Origin of the sequence: Streptomyces sp. NPDC056479 (assembly GCF_042795335.1) — a bacterium.
Classification (GTDB): Bacteria; Actinomycetota; Actinomycetes; order Streptomycetales; family Streptomycetaceae; genus Streptomyces.
In genome coordinates, this window is record NZ_JBHTRZ010000003.1 from 55,911 (window position 1) to 69,388 (window position 13,478).

13 protein-coding genes and 2 pseudogenes are annotated in these 13,478 nt (G+C 72.4%); 14 read left to right on the plus strand and 1 reads right to left on the minus strand.

The features are described from left to right. Positions 1 to 55: 55 nt before the first annotated feature. On the minus strand, positions 56 to 1,639 hold the full coding sequence (locus ACFQ6S_RS11755) for an FAD-dependent monooxygenase (RefSeq protein ID WP_383406701.1): 1,584 nt from the start codon (positions 1,637 to 1,639) through the stop codon (positions 56 to 58). Between the two features lie 265 nt (positions 1,640 to 1,904). On the opposite strand from ACFQ6S_RS11755, the gene ACFQ6S_RS11760 reads away from it, so the two are divergent. From ACFQ6S_RS11760 to ACFQ6S_RS11825, 14 genes and pseudogenes are all read left to right on the plus strand, one after another. Then, the gene (locus ACFQ6S_RS11760; protein WP_383406704.1) at positions 1,905 to 2,354 is read left to right on the plus strand and encodes a DUF1772 domain-containing protein; all 450 of its coding nucleotides are present in this window, start codon (positions 1,905 to 1,907) and stop codon (positions 2,352 to 2,354) included. Next, entirely contained in the window at positions 2,351 to 2,884 is a 534-nt protein-coding gene (locus ACFQ6S_RS11765) for a hypothetical protein (protein WP_383406707.1), read from the plus strand. Before ACFQ6S_RS11760 ends, ACFQ6S_RS11765 begins: the two co-directional genes overlap by 4 nt. Further along, positions 2,881 to 4,752, plus strand: coding sequence for an asparagine synthase (glutamine-hydrolyzing) (gene asnB, locus ACFQ6S_RS11770; protein WP_383406710.1), 1,872 nt, complete (start codon positions 2,881 to 2,883; stop codon positions 4,750 to 4,752). The genes ACFQ6S_RS11765 and asnB overlap by 4 nt, the downstream gene beginning before the upstream one ends. 325 nt (positions 4,753 to 5,077) lie before the next feature. Then, positions 5,078 to 7,000, plus strand: a complete 1,923-nt coding sequence (locus ACFQ6S_RS11775) for a BTAD domain-containing putative transcriptional regulator (RefSeq protein WP_383406713.1) — start codon at positions 5,078 to 5,080, stop codon at positions 6,998 to 7,000. A gap of 162 nt (positions 7,001 to 7,162) precedes the next feature. After that, on the plus strand, positions 7,163 to 7,534 hold the full coding sequence (locus ACFQ6S_RS11780; protein ID WP_383406716.1) for a TcmI family type II polyketide cyclase: 372 nt from the start codon (positions 7,163 to 7,165) through the stop codon (positions 7,532 to 7,534). Next, positions 7,531 to 7,962, plus strand: a complete 432-nt coding sequence (locus ACFQ6S_RS11785; RefSeq protein WP_383406719.1) for a cupin domain-containing protein — start codon at positions 7,531 to 7,533, stop codon at positions 7,960 to 7,962. The genes ACFQ6S_RS11780 and ACFQ6S_RS11785 overlap by 4 nt, the downstream gene beginning before the upstream one ends. Further along, entirely contained in the window at positions 7,959 to 9,245 is a 1,287-nt protein-coding gene (locus ACFQ6S_RS11790) for a beta-ketoacyl-[acyl-carrier-protein] synthase family protein (protein ID WP_383406722.1), read from the plus strand. The genes ACFQ6S_RS11785 and ACFQ6S_RS11790 overlap by 4 nt, the downstream gene beginning before the upstream one ends. After that, positions 9,242 to 10,510 (plus strand): ketosynthase chain-length factor, encoded by a 1,269-nt coding sequence (locus ACFQ6S_RS11795; protein WP_383406725.1) that lies wholly within the window; start codon positions 9,242 to 9,244, stop codon positions 10,508 to 10,510. Before ACFQ6S_RS11790 ends, ACFQ6S_RS11795 begins: the two co-directional genes overlap by 4 nt. A gap of 39 nt (positions 10,511 to 10,549) precedes the next feature. Then, positions 10,550 to 10,813 (plus strand): acyl carrier protein, encoded by a 264-nt coding sequence (locus ACFQ6S_RS11800; RefSeq protein WP_383406728.1) that lies wholly within the window; start codon positions 10,550 to 10,552, stop codon positions 10,811 to 10,813. Next, positions 10,813 to 11,262 (plus strand): annotated as a pseudogene (locus ACFQ6S_RS11805) (SRPBCC family protein); the annotation flags it as partial. The gene ACFQ6S_RS11800 and the pseudogene ACFQ6S_RS11805, both read left to right, overlap by 1 nt. A gap of 30 nt (positions 11,263 to 11,292) precedes the next feature. Further along, positions 11,293 to 12,009: pseudogene (locus tag ACFQ6S_RS11810) on the plus strand (SDR family NAD(P)-dependent oxidoreductase); the annotation flags it as partial. 29 nt (positions 12,010 to 12,038) lie between these two features. Continuing rightward, the gene (locus tag ACFQ6S_RS11815; protein WP_383406731.1) at positions 12,039 to 12,788 is read left to right on the plus strand and encodes an SDR family NAD(P)-dependent oxidoreductase; all 750 of its coding nucleotides are present in this window, start codon (positions 12,039 to 12,041) and stop codon (positions 12,786 to 12,788) included. Between the two features lies 1 nt (position 12,789). Next, positions 12,790 to 13,125, plus strand: a complete 336-nt coding sequence (locus ACFQ6S_RS11820; protein ID WP_383406734.1) for an antibiotic biosynthesis monooxygenase family protein — start codon at positions 12,790 to 12,792, stop codon at positions 13,123 to 13,125. Then, entirely contained in the window at positions 13,122 to 13,478 is a 357-nt protein-coding gene (locus ACFQ6S_RS11825; protein ID WP_383406736.1) for an antibiotic biosynthesis monooxygenase family protein, read from the plus strand. The genes ACFQ6S_RS11820 and ACFQ6S_RS11825 overlap by 4 nt, the downstream gene beginning before the upstream one ends.

Consider the following 13,478-nt stretch of genomic DNA (forward strand, 5'->3'; position numbering starts at 1 on the left):
CGCGGCCGTGGTGTGTGCGGAGGGCGGAACCTGTGGCCCGTTGCCTGTCGGGGCACTAGCTCGCGGTGCGGTGCAACACCTTGTCGAGGGCCGTCGTCAGGGACTCGGCGGGGTTCTCCGGCAGGTCGGTGCCGCGCCAGGCGATGAATCCGTCCGGGCGGAGCAGGACCGCGCCGGTGTCCTGGAGGCCGTAGCGGGTGAGGAAGCGCTCGGCGACCTCGGGGGATTCCTCCGCGCCCACGCGGTGGAAGGAGAGGCCGAGCGTTGCCGCGGGCTCCTGCCAGACGGTGCCGTTCGGGCCGGTGAGAAGCCAGAAGTCGCCGTCGAGGAGGTCGTGGAGGGGGATCTCCTTGCCCTGGCGGACCAGGGGAAGGTGGGGAGCGCGGGTGCCGGGGCGGCCGCTGGGGGCCGTCGGGTCCTCGATCACGGCGGTGTCGTCGTCGCCGGCCTCGCCGAGGACGGCGTCCGATCGGTACACGTGGCCGAACAGCACCGTGGTCTCGGGACGGTGCCGGGCCGCGGCCGCCTCGTCGAGGCCGCTGCGCTGGAGGTAGCGGATGACGCCCTGGTCGACGGTGAACTCGGCGACCGGCGCCCGCTCCTGCTCGTAGGTGTCCAGCAGGCCGGGACCCGCCTCCCCGCGCAGCACCCGCGCGAGTTTCCAGGCCAGGTTGTGCGCGTCCTGAATACCCATGTTGCCGCCGAACCCTCCGGTGGGCGGCATGACGTGCGCGCAGTCACCGGCCAGCAGCACCCGCCCGGAGCGGAAGCGGTCCGCCACCCAGGCGGCGATCTCCCAGCTCGTCGCGGACTCCACCGCGACCGGCAGATCGGGCACCCCCACGGCGGCCCGCACCAGCTCCACGCAGTCCTCGGTGCCGTAGGCGCGGTGATCGGCCCCGGGCGGCAGGCTCGGAGCGAGCACCCAGCGGTCGGAGTCGGCGCCGCCGAGCTTGCCGAGCACGCCCTTGACGGTCGGGTTGCTGACGAAGCAGAGGAAGAAGGTGCGCTCTGCCACGTAGGGGTCGAGGTCGGCGTGGAAGACGATGTTCATCTGCCCGCCGAACACGCCCTGTCCGTGATGGCCGATGCCGAGCGAGGTGCGGATCGGCGCCCGTGAGCCGTCGGCCGCGACCAGGTACCGCGCGCGCACGGTCCGTTCGGAGCCGTCGCCCAGGTCGCGCAGGACGGCCGTGACGCCCTCCGCGTCCTGGGTGAACCCCGTCATCTCCGTGGCGAACCGGATGTCCGCGCCGAGCTCCTCGGCCCCCTCCCGCAGCACCGGTTCGAGCCGGTCCTGCCCGATCAGGGTCCAGCCGGTGGTGCCGACCTCGTGCGGGTCGAAGCGGAACGGCCCGTCGAATCGCCCGAGTTCGGCCCCGGTGAGGGACTCGGCCTGGAGGATGTCGCCGTACTGGGCGTGCGGGTTCTCCCGCGCCCGTACCGCGTCCTCCAGGCCGAGCGCGCGCAGCAGCTCCATGGTCCGCGGGCTCGCGGCCTGCGCCCGGGGGTGCGCCGAGATCTCCGCGTGCCGCTCCACCAGCAGCGCCCGGATGCCCTGCCGGGCGAGGAACAGGGCCTGGGCGAGGCCCACCATGCTGCCGCCCACGATGAGTACTTCGGTCGTCTCGTCCGCCATGCCGGCTCCTCGAAGGGTTAAGGGAATGCGTTCGGTTTCGGCGGGCCGATGCAACACCCGGGGCCTCGAACCGGGCTCGCGGCGCGGGCGAACGGAACCTGTGCACGGCGGCGCGCTCCCAGGCGGATTCGAGTGCCGTCCCAGGGGTGGCTGAGAGGTTCGAGTCGATCCAGGCACCAGGGGCTGTCAGGCGGATCAGGCCGGCTGCACTGATCCGCCGGACGGCCCCTAGGTGCGGCGGAAGGCTCGAAGGAGGGCGGAAGCGGTGGTGGAGGCTTTGAGTGTGCTGGTGCTGACGGGCACCGGCCTGGTGGCGGGGGTGCTCTTCGCGGTCGCGGTGAGCGTGATGCCCGCGCTGATCGCGATGACCCCGGAGCGGTACGTGTCCACGCACATCCTGCTCGGCAGGCGCTACGACCGGATCATGCCGTTCATCGTCACCGGCTCCACGGCCGTGAACGTGGGGCTCGCGGTACGGGCGTCGGACGGCCCCCGGGTGCTGTTCGCGGCCGCCGCCCTCTGTATGGCGGGGGTGGCCGTGGTGTCGCAGACCCGGAACGTGCCGATCAACCGGACGGTCAAGCGGACCCGGCCCGAGGACCTGGGCCCCGGCTGGCGGGACCCCCGCCCGGCCTGGCGGGACTGGCACTTGGTGCGCACCTGCCTCGCGATCGCGGGCTGTGCGCTGACGGCCGCCGCGGTGGTGCTGTCGTGACCCCCGTCGTCGTACGTGATCTGCCGGAGGGGGCGGAGCGGGCGGCGGCCGACGTCCGGATGCGGGAGCTGCTGTCCCGCCCCGAGCCCGGTCCGGTGGCCGAGCGGCTCGCGCTGCTGCACTTCACGGGACGGCGCAGCGGGCGGCCGTACACCGTGCCCGCCGGGGTACACACCCTCGGCGGCGCGCTGGTGGTGGCCACCGGCAGCGGCTGGCGGCACAACTTCGCGGGCGGCTCGGCGGGCGAGCTGACCTGGCGCGGGCAGCGGCGACCGGTGCGGTTCGCGCTGGTCGATGACGCGGAGCGCACCGCGCGCGGCTATCTGGAGCTGTACCGCCGCTACGGGGAGGCGGCCCCACGCCGGCTCGGAATCGCGGTGCGCGGCGAAGGGGGGCCCGGACTCGCCGAGTTCCGGGAGGCCGTGGCCGGGCAGGGGCTCTCCCTGGTGGAGGTCACCCACGTCACCCCCGTCCCGGACGAGAGCAGCGCACCCACATCAGACGCGGAGAACGAGAGGACACCACGATGAGCGGAATCGCCGGCTGGGTGGACTTCGAGCGGGACCTGACACCGGAGGCGCCCACCCTACGGGCGATGGCGGCGGCGCTCGCGCACCGCGGCCCCGACGGCTCGGGCGAGTGGATCGAGGGGCATGCCGCGCTGGCCCACCGGCGGCTCGCCCTGCTCGACCGCGAGCACGCCGGGCAGCCGGCCGTCGTGGAGTCGGAGGCCGGGAGTCCGGTGGCCGTGCTGACCCTGGACGGGAGTGTCACCAACCACGTGGAGCTGCGCCGTGAACTGGCCGCCAAGGGCCACCGGTTCACCGGCGACGGCGACGCGGAGGTGGCGCTGCACGCCTATCTGGAGTGGGGCGCCGCGTTCCCGGACCGGCTGGAGGGCCTGTTCGCCCTGGCCGTGTGGGACGTACGGCGGCAGGAACTGCTGCTGGTCCGCGACCGGTTGGGGGTGAAGCCGCTGTGCTACTTCCTGACCCCGTCCGGGGTGATCTTCGGCTCCGAACCCAAGGCACTGCTGGCGCATCCGGCGGTACGGCCGGTGGTCGACGCCGACGGACTGCGGGAGCTGTTCGCGCACAGCCGCAAGCCCGGCACCGGGGTGTTCCGGGGCACGCGCGAGGTGCTGCCCGGCCACACGATGACCGTGCGGGCGCCGGGCACCGGACACCGGCGCTACTGGTCGCTGCCCGCCCGCCCGCACACCGACAGCCTTCAGACCACGGTCGCCACCGTGCGCCGGCTGCTGTCGGAGGCGGTGGCGACGCATCTGCGCGCGGACGTGCCCGTCGGCGCGATGCTCTCCGGAGGGATCGACTCCAGCGCGCTGACCGCGCTCGCGGCCGGGGAGCGGCGGGCGGCGGGGCGCGGGCTGAGGTCGTTCTCGGTGAACTTCACCGGCTACGCGGAGAACTTCGAGCCGCACCCGACCATGCGCGCCACCCCCGACGCCCCCTACGCGGCCCTCGCGGCGGAGCACATCGGGTCCGAGCACACCGAGATCCTGCTGGAGCCGTCGGCGCTCGCGGACCCGCGGACGCACGCCGCCGCCCTGCGCAGCCAGGACGTGCCCTCGCCGCTCGGCGACATGGACGTGTCGCTGCTGCTGTTCTTCGAGGCGCTGCGCGGCGCCGGGATCACGGCCGTGCTCTCCGGGGAGACCGCCGACGAGGTGTTCAACGGCTACTTCTGGGCGTACGACGCGGCGCACAGCAACTCCACCACCTTCCCGTGGGTCTCCTTCGAGCGCGGGCACGACGCCGCCGCGGGCGGTCTTGGCTGCTCGCTGGTGGACCGTACGCTCCGCAAGGAGCTGGACTTCATGGAGTACGCCGACCAGCACTACCGCGACGCGCTCACCGAGGTCCCGCAGGTGGCCGGGGAGAGCCCCGCCGAGCGCAGGGCGCGCGAGGTCACCTATCTGGCGCTGACCCGGTGGGCCCCGACCCACCTGGACCGCGCCGACCGGATGAGCATGGCGCACGGGGTGCAGTTGCGCCCGCCGTTCTGCGACCGGGCGCTGGTGGAGTACGTGTACAACGTGCCGGCCGAGCTGAAGCGGGTGAACGGCCAGGAGAAGAGCCTGCTGCGGGCCGCCGTCGCCGATCTGCTGCCGGAGCGGGTGCTCAACCGGCCCAAGAGCGCCTATCCGACCGTCCAGGAGGCGGCGTACGGCGAGTTCGTGCGCCACCGCTTCGGGGACGTGGCCGAGGACCGGGCGGCACCGGTCGCCCCGCTGCTGGACGCCGAGGCGACCCGGGCGGCGCTGGGCGCGGCGGCGGCCCCCAGCGGTGCCTTCGCGTGGGTGGAGCGGGCGAGCATGGAGATGGTGCTCCAGCTGAACACCTGGCTGGCGGAGTACCGGGTCGAGCTGAGTCTGTGAGGGGTGAGGGGACCGGACGTCACACCCCCAGCATAAATGTGCATCTTGTCATCCATGTGCGCGTAGCCATAGAATGCGGGCAAGGCGAGGAACGGAAATAAGACATTCCTTTGCCAGGGCGGCGCAGGGGTTTTGCTGGATTCAACTTCTTTTCGGCGAAACCGTTTTCTCGAGTAAAGGGCAGGTAATTTTTCGAGCCGTCGGCGCGGGAAATGTTTCGCCCGGAAATGAGTGACGCAGGAAGGTGAATAGCCGATGGCCGTCACCCCACAAAGGTGGCGCACTCAGGGGGAATGCAGTGATAGAGATCGGTCTGCTGGGCTCCATGCGAATACGCAGGAACGGGGAGGACGTTACACCGTCGGCCCCCAAGCTGCGTCAGGTGCTGGCCCTGCTGGTGCTCAATGCTAATTCGCTGGTCAGCGTGGACCAGCTGTGCGAGGAGCTGTGGGAGGACCGCCCACCGCTCAGCGCGCTGACCACCTTGCAAACCTACATTTATCAACTGCGCCGCAGGTTGCTGTTGGCCACAGAACAGCACGGCGCGCCTTTCGGATCCCGTCCACCGCACAGCTGCCCCGCAATCCTGACCAGAGTGGGTGGGTACGAACTGCGGCTGGACGACAAGCAGTCGGTGGACGCCTATCGGTTCGACCAGCTCACCGAACAGGGCATGGCACAGCTCCGTACCGGCGCGGGTGAGCTGGAGGCGGCCCGCACGCTCAAGAAGGCGCTTTCTCTTTGGCACGGCGGAGCCCTGGTCGACGTCAGCACCGGACGCCGGCTGTCGGCCTGGTCGACCCAGCTGGAGGAACGCCGTAAGAGCGTCCAGGAACAGCGCTTCTCCTTGGAACTCGAACTCGGCCGTCACCACGCAGTGCTGGACGAGCTGTCCGAGGCCTTCCGCGCGCACCCCACCCACGAGGCGTTCGCCGGACAGCTGATGCGGGCCCTGCACCGCTGCGGCCGCCGCCCGGACGCCCTCAACACCTTCCGTACCCTGCGCAGCCATCTCGTCGAGGAACTCGGACTGGAACCCTCCGCGCAGCTCCAGCGGCTCCACCAAGAGGTGCTCGCGGACCGCGGCAACCTCAGGGGACCGGTCCCGGCCACGACCGAGGCCGCGCCCGCCGGGCGCCGGCCCGTGCCAGGCCCGGCCCAGCTTCCCGCCGACGCAGGTGACTTCGTCGGACGGGAACGGGAACTCGCCCAGCTGGAGACCTTCCTGGGCGCGGACCGGACCAGCTCCGGCATGCGGGTCGTGGAGGTGCACGGTCCGCCCGGCGTCGGCAAGAGCGCCTTCGCCGTGCGTGCCGCGCACCGGCTGCGCCCGCGCTTCCCCGACGGACAGCTCTTCATCGACCTGTCCGCCGTCGGCGAGGGCTCCCAGCAGCTCGCCGACGTGCTGTCGGCCTGTCTCACCGCCTGTGGCATCCAGCGCGAGGCACAGCCCACCGGGCTTGACGAGCTCAGCCGGCTCTTCCGCACCTGGACCGCCGACCGCCGGGTGCTGGTCGTGGTCGACGACGCGCTCACCGCCTCCCAGATCCGTGCCGTCCTGCCGGGCGGTTCCGGCTGCGCGGTGATCGCCACCAACCGCTACCGGGCGCACAGCCTCTCCACCGGTCGCAAGATCGTGCTCCCCGCCCTGTGCCCCGAGGAGTCCCTCCAGCTCTACGACCGGGTCGCCGGGAAGCGCTCCCGGCAGGAGGACCCCGCGGCGGTGAAGGAGCTGATGGAGCTGTGCGAGGGACTCCCCCTGGCGATCAGGGCGGTGGCCGGCCGGCTCACCGCGCGGCCCGGCTGGTCGGCGGCCCGGCTGGCGCTGCGGCTGCGCGGCAACCACCGGATGCTGCTCGAACTCCCCGCCGGAACCCAGTCGTTGATGACGACGGTGGCGGCCAGCCACCGGCATCTGCCCGACTGCTCCCGGGAGTTGCTGCGCCTGTTGCTCCAGCGCGAGCGCGGCCGCTGGAGCCTCGACGAGGTGGTGGCACGGCTGCGTCCCGGCATCGGTGACGCCGAGACGCTCCTCGAATACCTCGTCGATGTCCACCTCGTCCAGGAACACCTGACACCGGACGCCGAGCTCCTGTACTCCGTGCCCCGGCTCACCCGGCAGGCCCTGATCCTCCTGCTGCGGGGTACGTCCGTGAGCGGCGTACCGACCGGCCGGACCGCCGGGGTCGGCGCAGTCGCCGGCACCGGTTCCGGCGTCACCCTGCTGAAGGCCGACGTAGGCCGGTAGCAGCACCTCCTCGACGGCCCGCCGCACCCCAGGTGCGGCGGGCCGTCGTGCTGTGTCCCGTCCGCCGCACGCGGGGCCGTCAGCGGTTCTCCAGGCGCCTTCGAGAGCGTCTCGACCCCAGCCGACCAGGGTGAACACAGAACCGACAAGCCGGAGGACATCGTGCACCGAACGCTGATCGTGGCGAGGATGGACCTCGCCGACGCCGAGGGCGTCGCTCAGGTCTTCGCCGATTCGGACAGCACCGAACTGCCGCATCTGGTGGGGGTGTCGAGGCGGACGCTGTTTGCGTTCCACAACCTGTACTTCCATCTGGTGGAGGCCGACGAGGACATCGCGCCGAACCTGTACAAGGCGCGCAGCCACCCGCTCTACGAGGAGATCAACACCCGGCTCGGCCAGTTCATCTCGCCCTACGACCCCGACTGGCGCGAGCCCAAGGACGCCATGGCCGTCCCCTTCTACTCCTGGACGCCCCAGCAGGGCCCGCAGACCAGCGCCCCGCGCTCGGCGAACCTGGGCGGTGGCCGATGAGCGCCCCCGCCACCACCAGGGTCTCCGTGTACGAGGTCGCCGCCAACACCAAGCGCGGCGGCGACATCCGCGTCACCCTCAGCCCCAAGACCGTGGGCTGCACCTCGGGCTTCGGCGGAGTGCTGCGACTGGCCCCCGGCCATCACGTCACCGAGCACCTCCACCCGTACTCCGAGGAGTTCCTGCACGTCGTCCAGGGCCGGCTGGAGATGACCCTGGACGGCGGCACCCCGGTCGTACTCGGCCCCGGCGACTCGCTGCTGGTGCCCATCGGGGTGCGCCACCGCCTGGTGAACACCGGGTCCGTGCCGGCCGAGGCGGTCTTCCACCTCTCCCCGCTCGCACCGCGCCCCGAACTGGGCCACGTCGACACCGAACAGCCGATCGACGAGTCCGCGGGCAATCCCGATGTGGGGGCGGCCCGATGACGGCCGGGCACCGACGCGCGGTGATCACCGGGGTGGGCGCCGTCGCGCCCGGCGGGATCGGGCGGGACGCCTACTGGGACCTGCTCACCGCCGGCCGCACCGCCACCCGCCGCATCAGCCTGTTCGACCCGGCGGGGTTCCGCTCCCAGGTCGCCGCCGAGTGCGACTTCAACCCGCTCGCCGCCGGACTCACCCCGCAGGAGGCCCGCCGTATGGACCGGGCCGGCCAGTTCGCGGTCGTCGCCGCCCGCGAGGCCGTCGCGGACAGCGGCGTCGAACTGCCCGGCGCCGACCCGGAACGGGTCGCCGTGAGCATCGGCAGCGCCGTCGGCTGCACCATGGGCCTGGAGGAGGAGTACGCCGTCCTCTCCGACGGCGGCCGTGAGTGGCTGGTCGACCACCGCTACGGCGTTCCCCACCTGTACGGCTACATGGTGCCCAGCACTCTCGCCGTCGAGGTGGCCCGGCAGGCGGGCGCCGAGGGGCCGGTCGCGCTGATCTCCACCGGCTGCACCTCGGGCCTGGACGCCATCGGACACGGCGTCCAGCTGATCGAGGAGGGCACGGCCGACATCGTGCTCGCCGGCGCCACCGACGCCCCGCTGTCGCCGATCACCTCCGCCTGCTTCGACGCCATCAAGGCCACCACCGCCAACAACGACGACCCCGAACACGCCTCCAGGCCCTTCGACGGACGGCGCGACGGCTTCGTTCTGGGCGAGGGCTCCGCCGTCATGGTGATCGAGGAGCTGGAGTCGGCCAGGCGCCGCGGCGCCACCGTGTACGCCGAGATCCTCGGCTTCGCCGGCCGCAGCAACGCCTTCCACATGACCGGACTCAAGCCCGACGGCCGGGAGATGGCCGAGGCCGTCCGGGTCGCCCTGGACCGGGCGCGGCTCGACCCCGGCGCCATCGACTACATCAACGCGCACGGCTCGGGCACCAAGCAGAACGACCGGCATGAGACCGCCGCCTTCAAGCGCAGTCTCGGACAGCGGGCGCACGAGGTGCCGGTCAGCTCCATCAAGTCGATGATCGGGCACTCGCTCGGCGCCATCGGCTCCCTGGAGATCGCCGCCTGCGCCCTGGCCCTGCGCCATCAGGTCGTACCGCCGACGGCCAACCTGTCCACGCCCGACCCCGAGTGCGACCTCGACTACGTGCCGGTGACGGCCCGTGAGCACCGTATGGACCGGGTGCTCAGCGTGGGCAGCGGCTTCGGCGGCTTCCAGACGGCGATGGTCCTGGGCCGGCCCGCCGGGGCGTACCGGGAGGCGGCATGAGCGCCTCCGGCATACGCCCCGGCCGCCGCGGCCGGTCCGTGGTCACCGGCCTCGGCGTGGTCGCCCCCACCGGGATCGGCGCCGCCCGGCACTGGGACTCGGTGCTCGCGGGCAAGAGCGGCCTCGGCCGGATCACCCGCTTCGACCCGACCGGCTACCCCGTCCAAGTGGCGGGGGAGGTCCCCGGATTCCGCGTCGGCGAACAGGTGCCGGGACGGCTCGTCCCGCAGACCGACCGCTTCACCCACTTCGCGCTGGCCGCCGCCGAGGACGCCCTCGCGGACGCCGCCACCGATCCGGCGACCCTGCCGGAGTACGAGATGGCGGTGGTGACCGCCAGCTCCTCGGGCGGCACCGAGTTCGGACAGCACGAGATGGAGAACCTCTACCAGAAGGGTTCCTCCTGGGTCGGCGCCTACCAGTCCATCGCCTGGTTCTACGCGGCCACCACCGGCCAGGTCTCCATCCGGCACGGCATGCGCGGCCCCTGCGGGGTGATCTGCGGTGAGCAGGCCGGCGGCCTCGACGCCCTCGGCCAGTCCCGGCGGCTGCTGGACACCGGCTCCCGGCTCGTGCTCAGCGGCGGCACCGACGCCTCGCTGTGCCCGTACGGACTGGTGGCGCAGCTGTCCACCGGCCGGCTGTCCACCGAGGACGATCCCGCCCGCGCCTATCTGCCCTTCGACGCGGCCGCCTCCGGCTTCGTCCCGGGCGAGGGCGGCGCCATCCTCGTCGTCGAGAGCGCCGAGGCGGCACGCGCCCGCGGGGTCCCGGCGTACGGCGAACTCCTGGGCTACGCGGCCGGTTTCGACCCCACGGCGGACGGCACCACCGCGCGGCACTCCGTGCTGGCCTCCGTGGTCCGGCGGGCCCTCACCGACGCCGGGCTCACCCCGGGCGACGTCGACATGGTCTTCGCCGACGCCGCCGGCACGCCCGCCGAGGACCTCGCCGAGGCGCGTGCCATCACCGAGGTCTTCGGCCCCGGCGCCGTACCGGTGACCGCGCCGAAGACCCTCACGGGGCGCCTCTACGCGGGCGGCGCCGCGCTGGACGTGGCCACCGCGCTGCTCGCCCTGAGCGCCGGTGTCGTCCCGCACACCGCGGGGCTCGCCCGGCCGGCCCCCGGCTGCGAGATCGACCTGGTCCTGGACCGCCCCCGCCAGACAGACCCGAGGACGGCCCTGGTGCTCGCCCGCGGCCACGGCGGCTTCACGTCCGCCCTGGTGGTAGGCGCGGGCGACCGCGAGGCCCCCACCAAGTGACCGGCCCACCACCCACGACGTAACGAAAGGCGGCTCCTCATGCCGGAGTTCACCCTCGACGACCTACGCCGCATCCTCCGAGCCAGCGGCGGCGTGGACGAGCAGACCGACCTGGACGGCGACCAGTTCGCCGACACCGCGTTCGCCGACCTCGGCTACGACTCCCTCGCCCTGCTGGAGCTCGTCAACCGCATCGAGCGCGAGTACGACATCCAGATCCCCGACGGCGACCTCGCGCATACCCAGAGCCCCGCCGAGGCCCTCGCTTATGTCCACGCCCGGCTCAGGGAGGCCCGCGTCTGATGGCAGGACACACCGACAACGCGATCGTCGTCGAGGCACCGATGGACCTGGTGTGGACGATGACCAACGACGTGGCCTCCTGGCCACGGCTGTTCAACGAGTACGCCTCCGCCGAGATCCTCGGTCAGGACGGCGACACCGTCACCTTCCGGCTCGCCCTGCACCCGGACGAGAACGGCACGGTCTGGAGCTGGGTCTCCGAGCGCACCCCCGACCCGGCCACCCGCACCGTCGTGGCCCGCCGGGTCGAGACCGGCCCCTTCGCGTACATGAACATCCGCTGGGAGTACGAGGAGGTGCCCGGCGGCGTACGGATGCGCTGGATCCAGGACTTCGCGATGAAGCCCGACGCCCCGATCGACGACGCCGGGATGACCGCCAGGCTCAACCGCAACACCGCCGTCCAGATGCGGCTGATCAAGGCCAAGGTGGAGACCGCGGCCCGGGCCGGCCGGCAACTCCAGGGCAAGCGCGTCCTGGTGACCGGCGGCAGCCGCGGCATCGGCCGGGGCATCGTCCTCGCCGCGGCCCGGGCCGGGGCCGACGTCGTCACCTGCTACCGCACTCCCGGCGAGGCCGTGGCCACCCTGGAGGAGGAACTCGCCGGCACCCCCGGCAAGCACCAGGTGCTGCGGGCCGACGCCGCCGACGAGACGGACGTGGACCGGCTGGCCGCCGCCTGCCGGGCGAGCCTCGGCGGACTGGACGCCGTCGTCAACAACGCCGGGGCGTTCCGGCCCCAGCCGTACGCCGAACTCGGACCCGCCGAGTGGGCCGCCACCCTCCAGGGCAACCTCACCGCCGCCCACCTGGTCACCCAGCGCACCCTGCCGCTGCTCTCGGCCGGCTCCTCGGTGACCAACATCGGCTCCACGGTCGCCTTCATCGGCATGGCCGGCGGCGTCCACTACACCGCCGTCAAGTCCGCGCTGGTCGGCATGACCCGCTCGCTGGCCCGGGAGCTCGGACCGCTCGGCATCCGCGTCAACACGGTCTCCCCCGGCCGTATCGCCACCGAGGCCCTCGACGAGCTGCCCGCCGAGGAGGCCGAGCGGCAGCGCGCCACCTTCGCCTCCTTCACCGCGCTCGGCCGGCTCGGCACCGTCGACGACATCGCCCAGGCCGTGCTGTTCCTCGTCAGCGACCACGCCGGATACGTCACCGGCCAGAACATCCACGTCGACGGCTGCGTGTGAGCCGCGGCCCAGCCAAGGAGGTAATCCCAGTGGAACTCGCACTGCACGGCAGGAAACTGCTCGTCACCGGAGGCACCCGGGGCATCGGCCGGGGCATCGTCCTCGCCGCCGCACAGGCCGGCGCCGACGTCCTCACCTGCTACCGGCAGGAGAGCGAGGCCGTCGACAGCCTGACCGCCGCGCTGAAGGAGACCGCCGGTGACCACCACGTGATCCGCGCGGACGTCGGCGACACCGCCGAGGTCGACCGCCTCGTCGGCGAGGCCAAGGACCGCTTCGGGCGGCTCGACGGGGTCGTCAACAACGCGGGTGTGATCAGCCACATCCCGTTCGCGGAGCTGCCCGCCGACGAGTGGGCGCGGATCCTCGACACCAACCTCACGGCCGCCTACCGGATCATCCAGCAGGCGCTGCCGCTGCTCGGCGCCGGTTCCTCGGTGGTCAACATCGGCTCGCGCGGAGCCGCCGCGGGCATACCGCTGCGCGCCCACTACACCGCCGCCAAGGCCGCCATGATCGGGCTGACCCGCTCCCTCGCCAAGGAACTCGGCCCGCAGGGCATCCGGGTCAACGTGGTCGCTCCCGGCGTCATCGAGACCGAGGCCTTCGCCACGATGCCCGCCGACCGCGCCGACGGGCTGCGGGCCACCTACTCCCGCAAGACCGCGCTCGCCCGCCTCGGCACCGTCGAGGAACTCGCGGGCCCGGTGCTGTTCCTGCTCTCCGACGCCGCCGCGTACATCACCGGCGAGACCCTCAACGTCGACGGGGGTATCTGACATGCCCGAGCCCGCCGAGAAGGTCTTCCGGGTCATGCTGCGGATGCAGATCAAGTCCGGCATGGAGAACGAGTTCGAGAAGGTGTGGCTGGAGGTCGGCGACTCGGTCACCACCCACCCCGCCAACCTCGGCCAGTGGCTGTCCCGCGGTGTCGATGAGGACGGCGTCTACTACATCGTCAGCGACTGGGTGAACGAGCCGCTGTTCCGCGAGTTCGAGACCAGCGACCGGCATCTGCAACACCGTCAGAAGCTGCACCCGTACCGCAGCGGCGGTTCCATGACGACCATGCACGTCGTCGCCGCCCTGTCCGGCGCGGCCGGCGGCACGTCGTGACCTCCCAAGCCACCCCTACGGCGATCGAGGTGGTGCTCTACCACCTGAGCGACGACCCGGACCGGGTGCTGCCCGCGTACCACGAGGCCAGCCGCCGGATGACGGGTACCGCGGGCCTGCTCGGCAACAAGCTGCTGCACGCCCTCGGCGACCCGCGCTCCTATGTCGTGGTCAGCCGCTGGTCGCACTGGGAGGCGTTCACCGCCTGGGAGAGCGGCCCGGCCCACAAGGACCAGACCGCCCCGCTGCGGCCGCTGCGCGACACCGGCCGGGACCGGCCCTTCGAGATCTACCGGGAGCTCGCCAGCTACGCGGGGGACCGGGCCACCGCCGACGTCACGGAAGGAGTCTGA

What these genes read in the sequence shown, in the direction of transcription:
- ACFQ6S_RS11800 (WP_383406728.1), top strand. Translation starts at nt 10,550, where the DNA reads ATGCCGGAGTTCACCCTCGACGACCTACGCCGCATCCTCCGAGCCAGC.
- asnB (WP_383406710.1), top strand. Translation starts at nt 2,881, where the DNA reads ATGAGCGGAATCGCCGGCTGGGTGGACTTCGAGCGGGACCTGACACCG.
- ACFQ6S_RS11785 (WP_383406719.1), top strand. Translation starts at nt 7,531, where the DNA reads ATGAGCGCCCCCGCCACCACCAGGGTCTCCGTGTACGAGGTCGCCGCC.
- ACFQ6S_RS11755 (WP_383406701.1), bottom strand. Translation starts at nt 1,639, where the DNA reads ATGGCGGACGAGACGACCGAAGTACTCATCGTGGGCGGCAGCATGGTG.
- ACFQ6S_RS11790 (WP_383406722.1), top strand. Translation starts at nt 7,959, where the DNA reads ATGACGGCCGGGCACCGACGCGCGGTGATCACCGGGGTGGGCGCCGTC.
- ACFQ6S_RS11795 (WP_383406725.1), top strand. Translation starts at nt 9,242, where the DNA reads ATGAGCGCCTCCGGCATACGCCCCGGCCGCCGCGGCCGGTCCGTGGTC.
- ACFQ6S_RS11820 (WP_383406734.1), top strand. Translation starts at nt 12,790, where the DNA reads ATGCCCGAGCCCGCCGAGAAGGTCTTCCGGGTCATGCTGCGGATGCAG.
- ACFQ6S_RS11775 (WP_383406713.1), top strand. Translation starts at nt 5,078, where the DNA reads ATGCGAATACGCAGGAACGGGGAGGACGTTACACCGTCGGCCCCCAAG.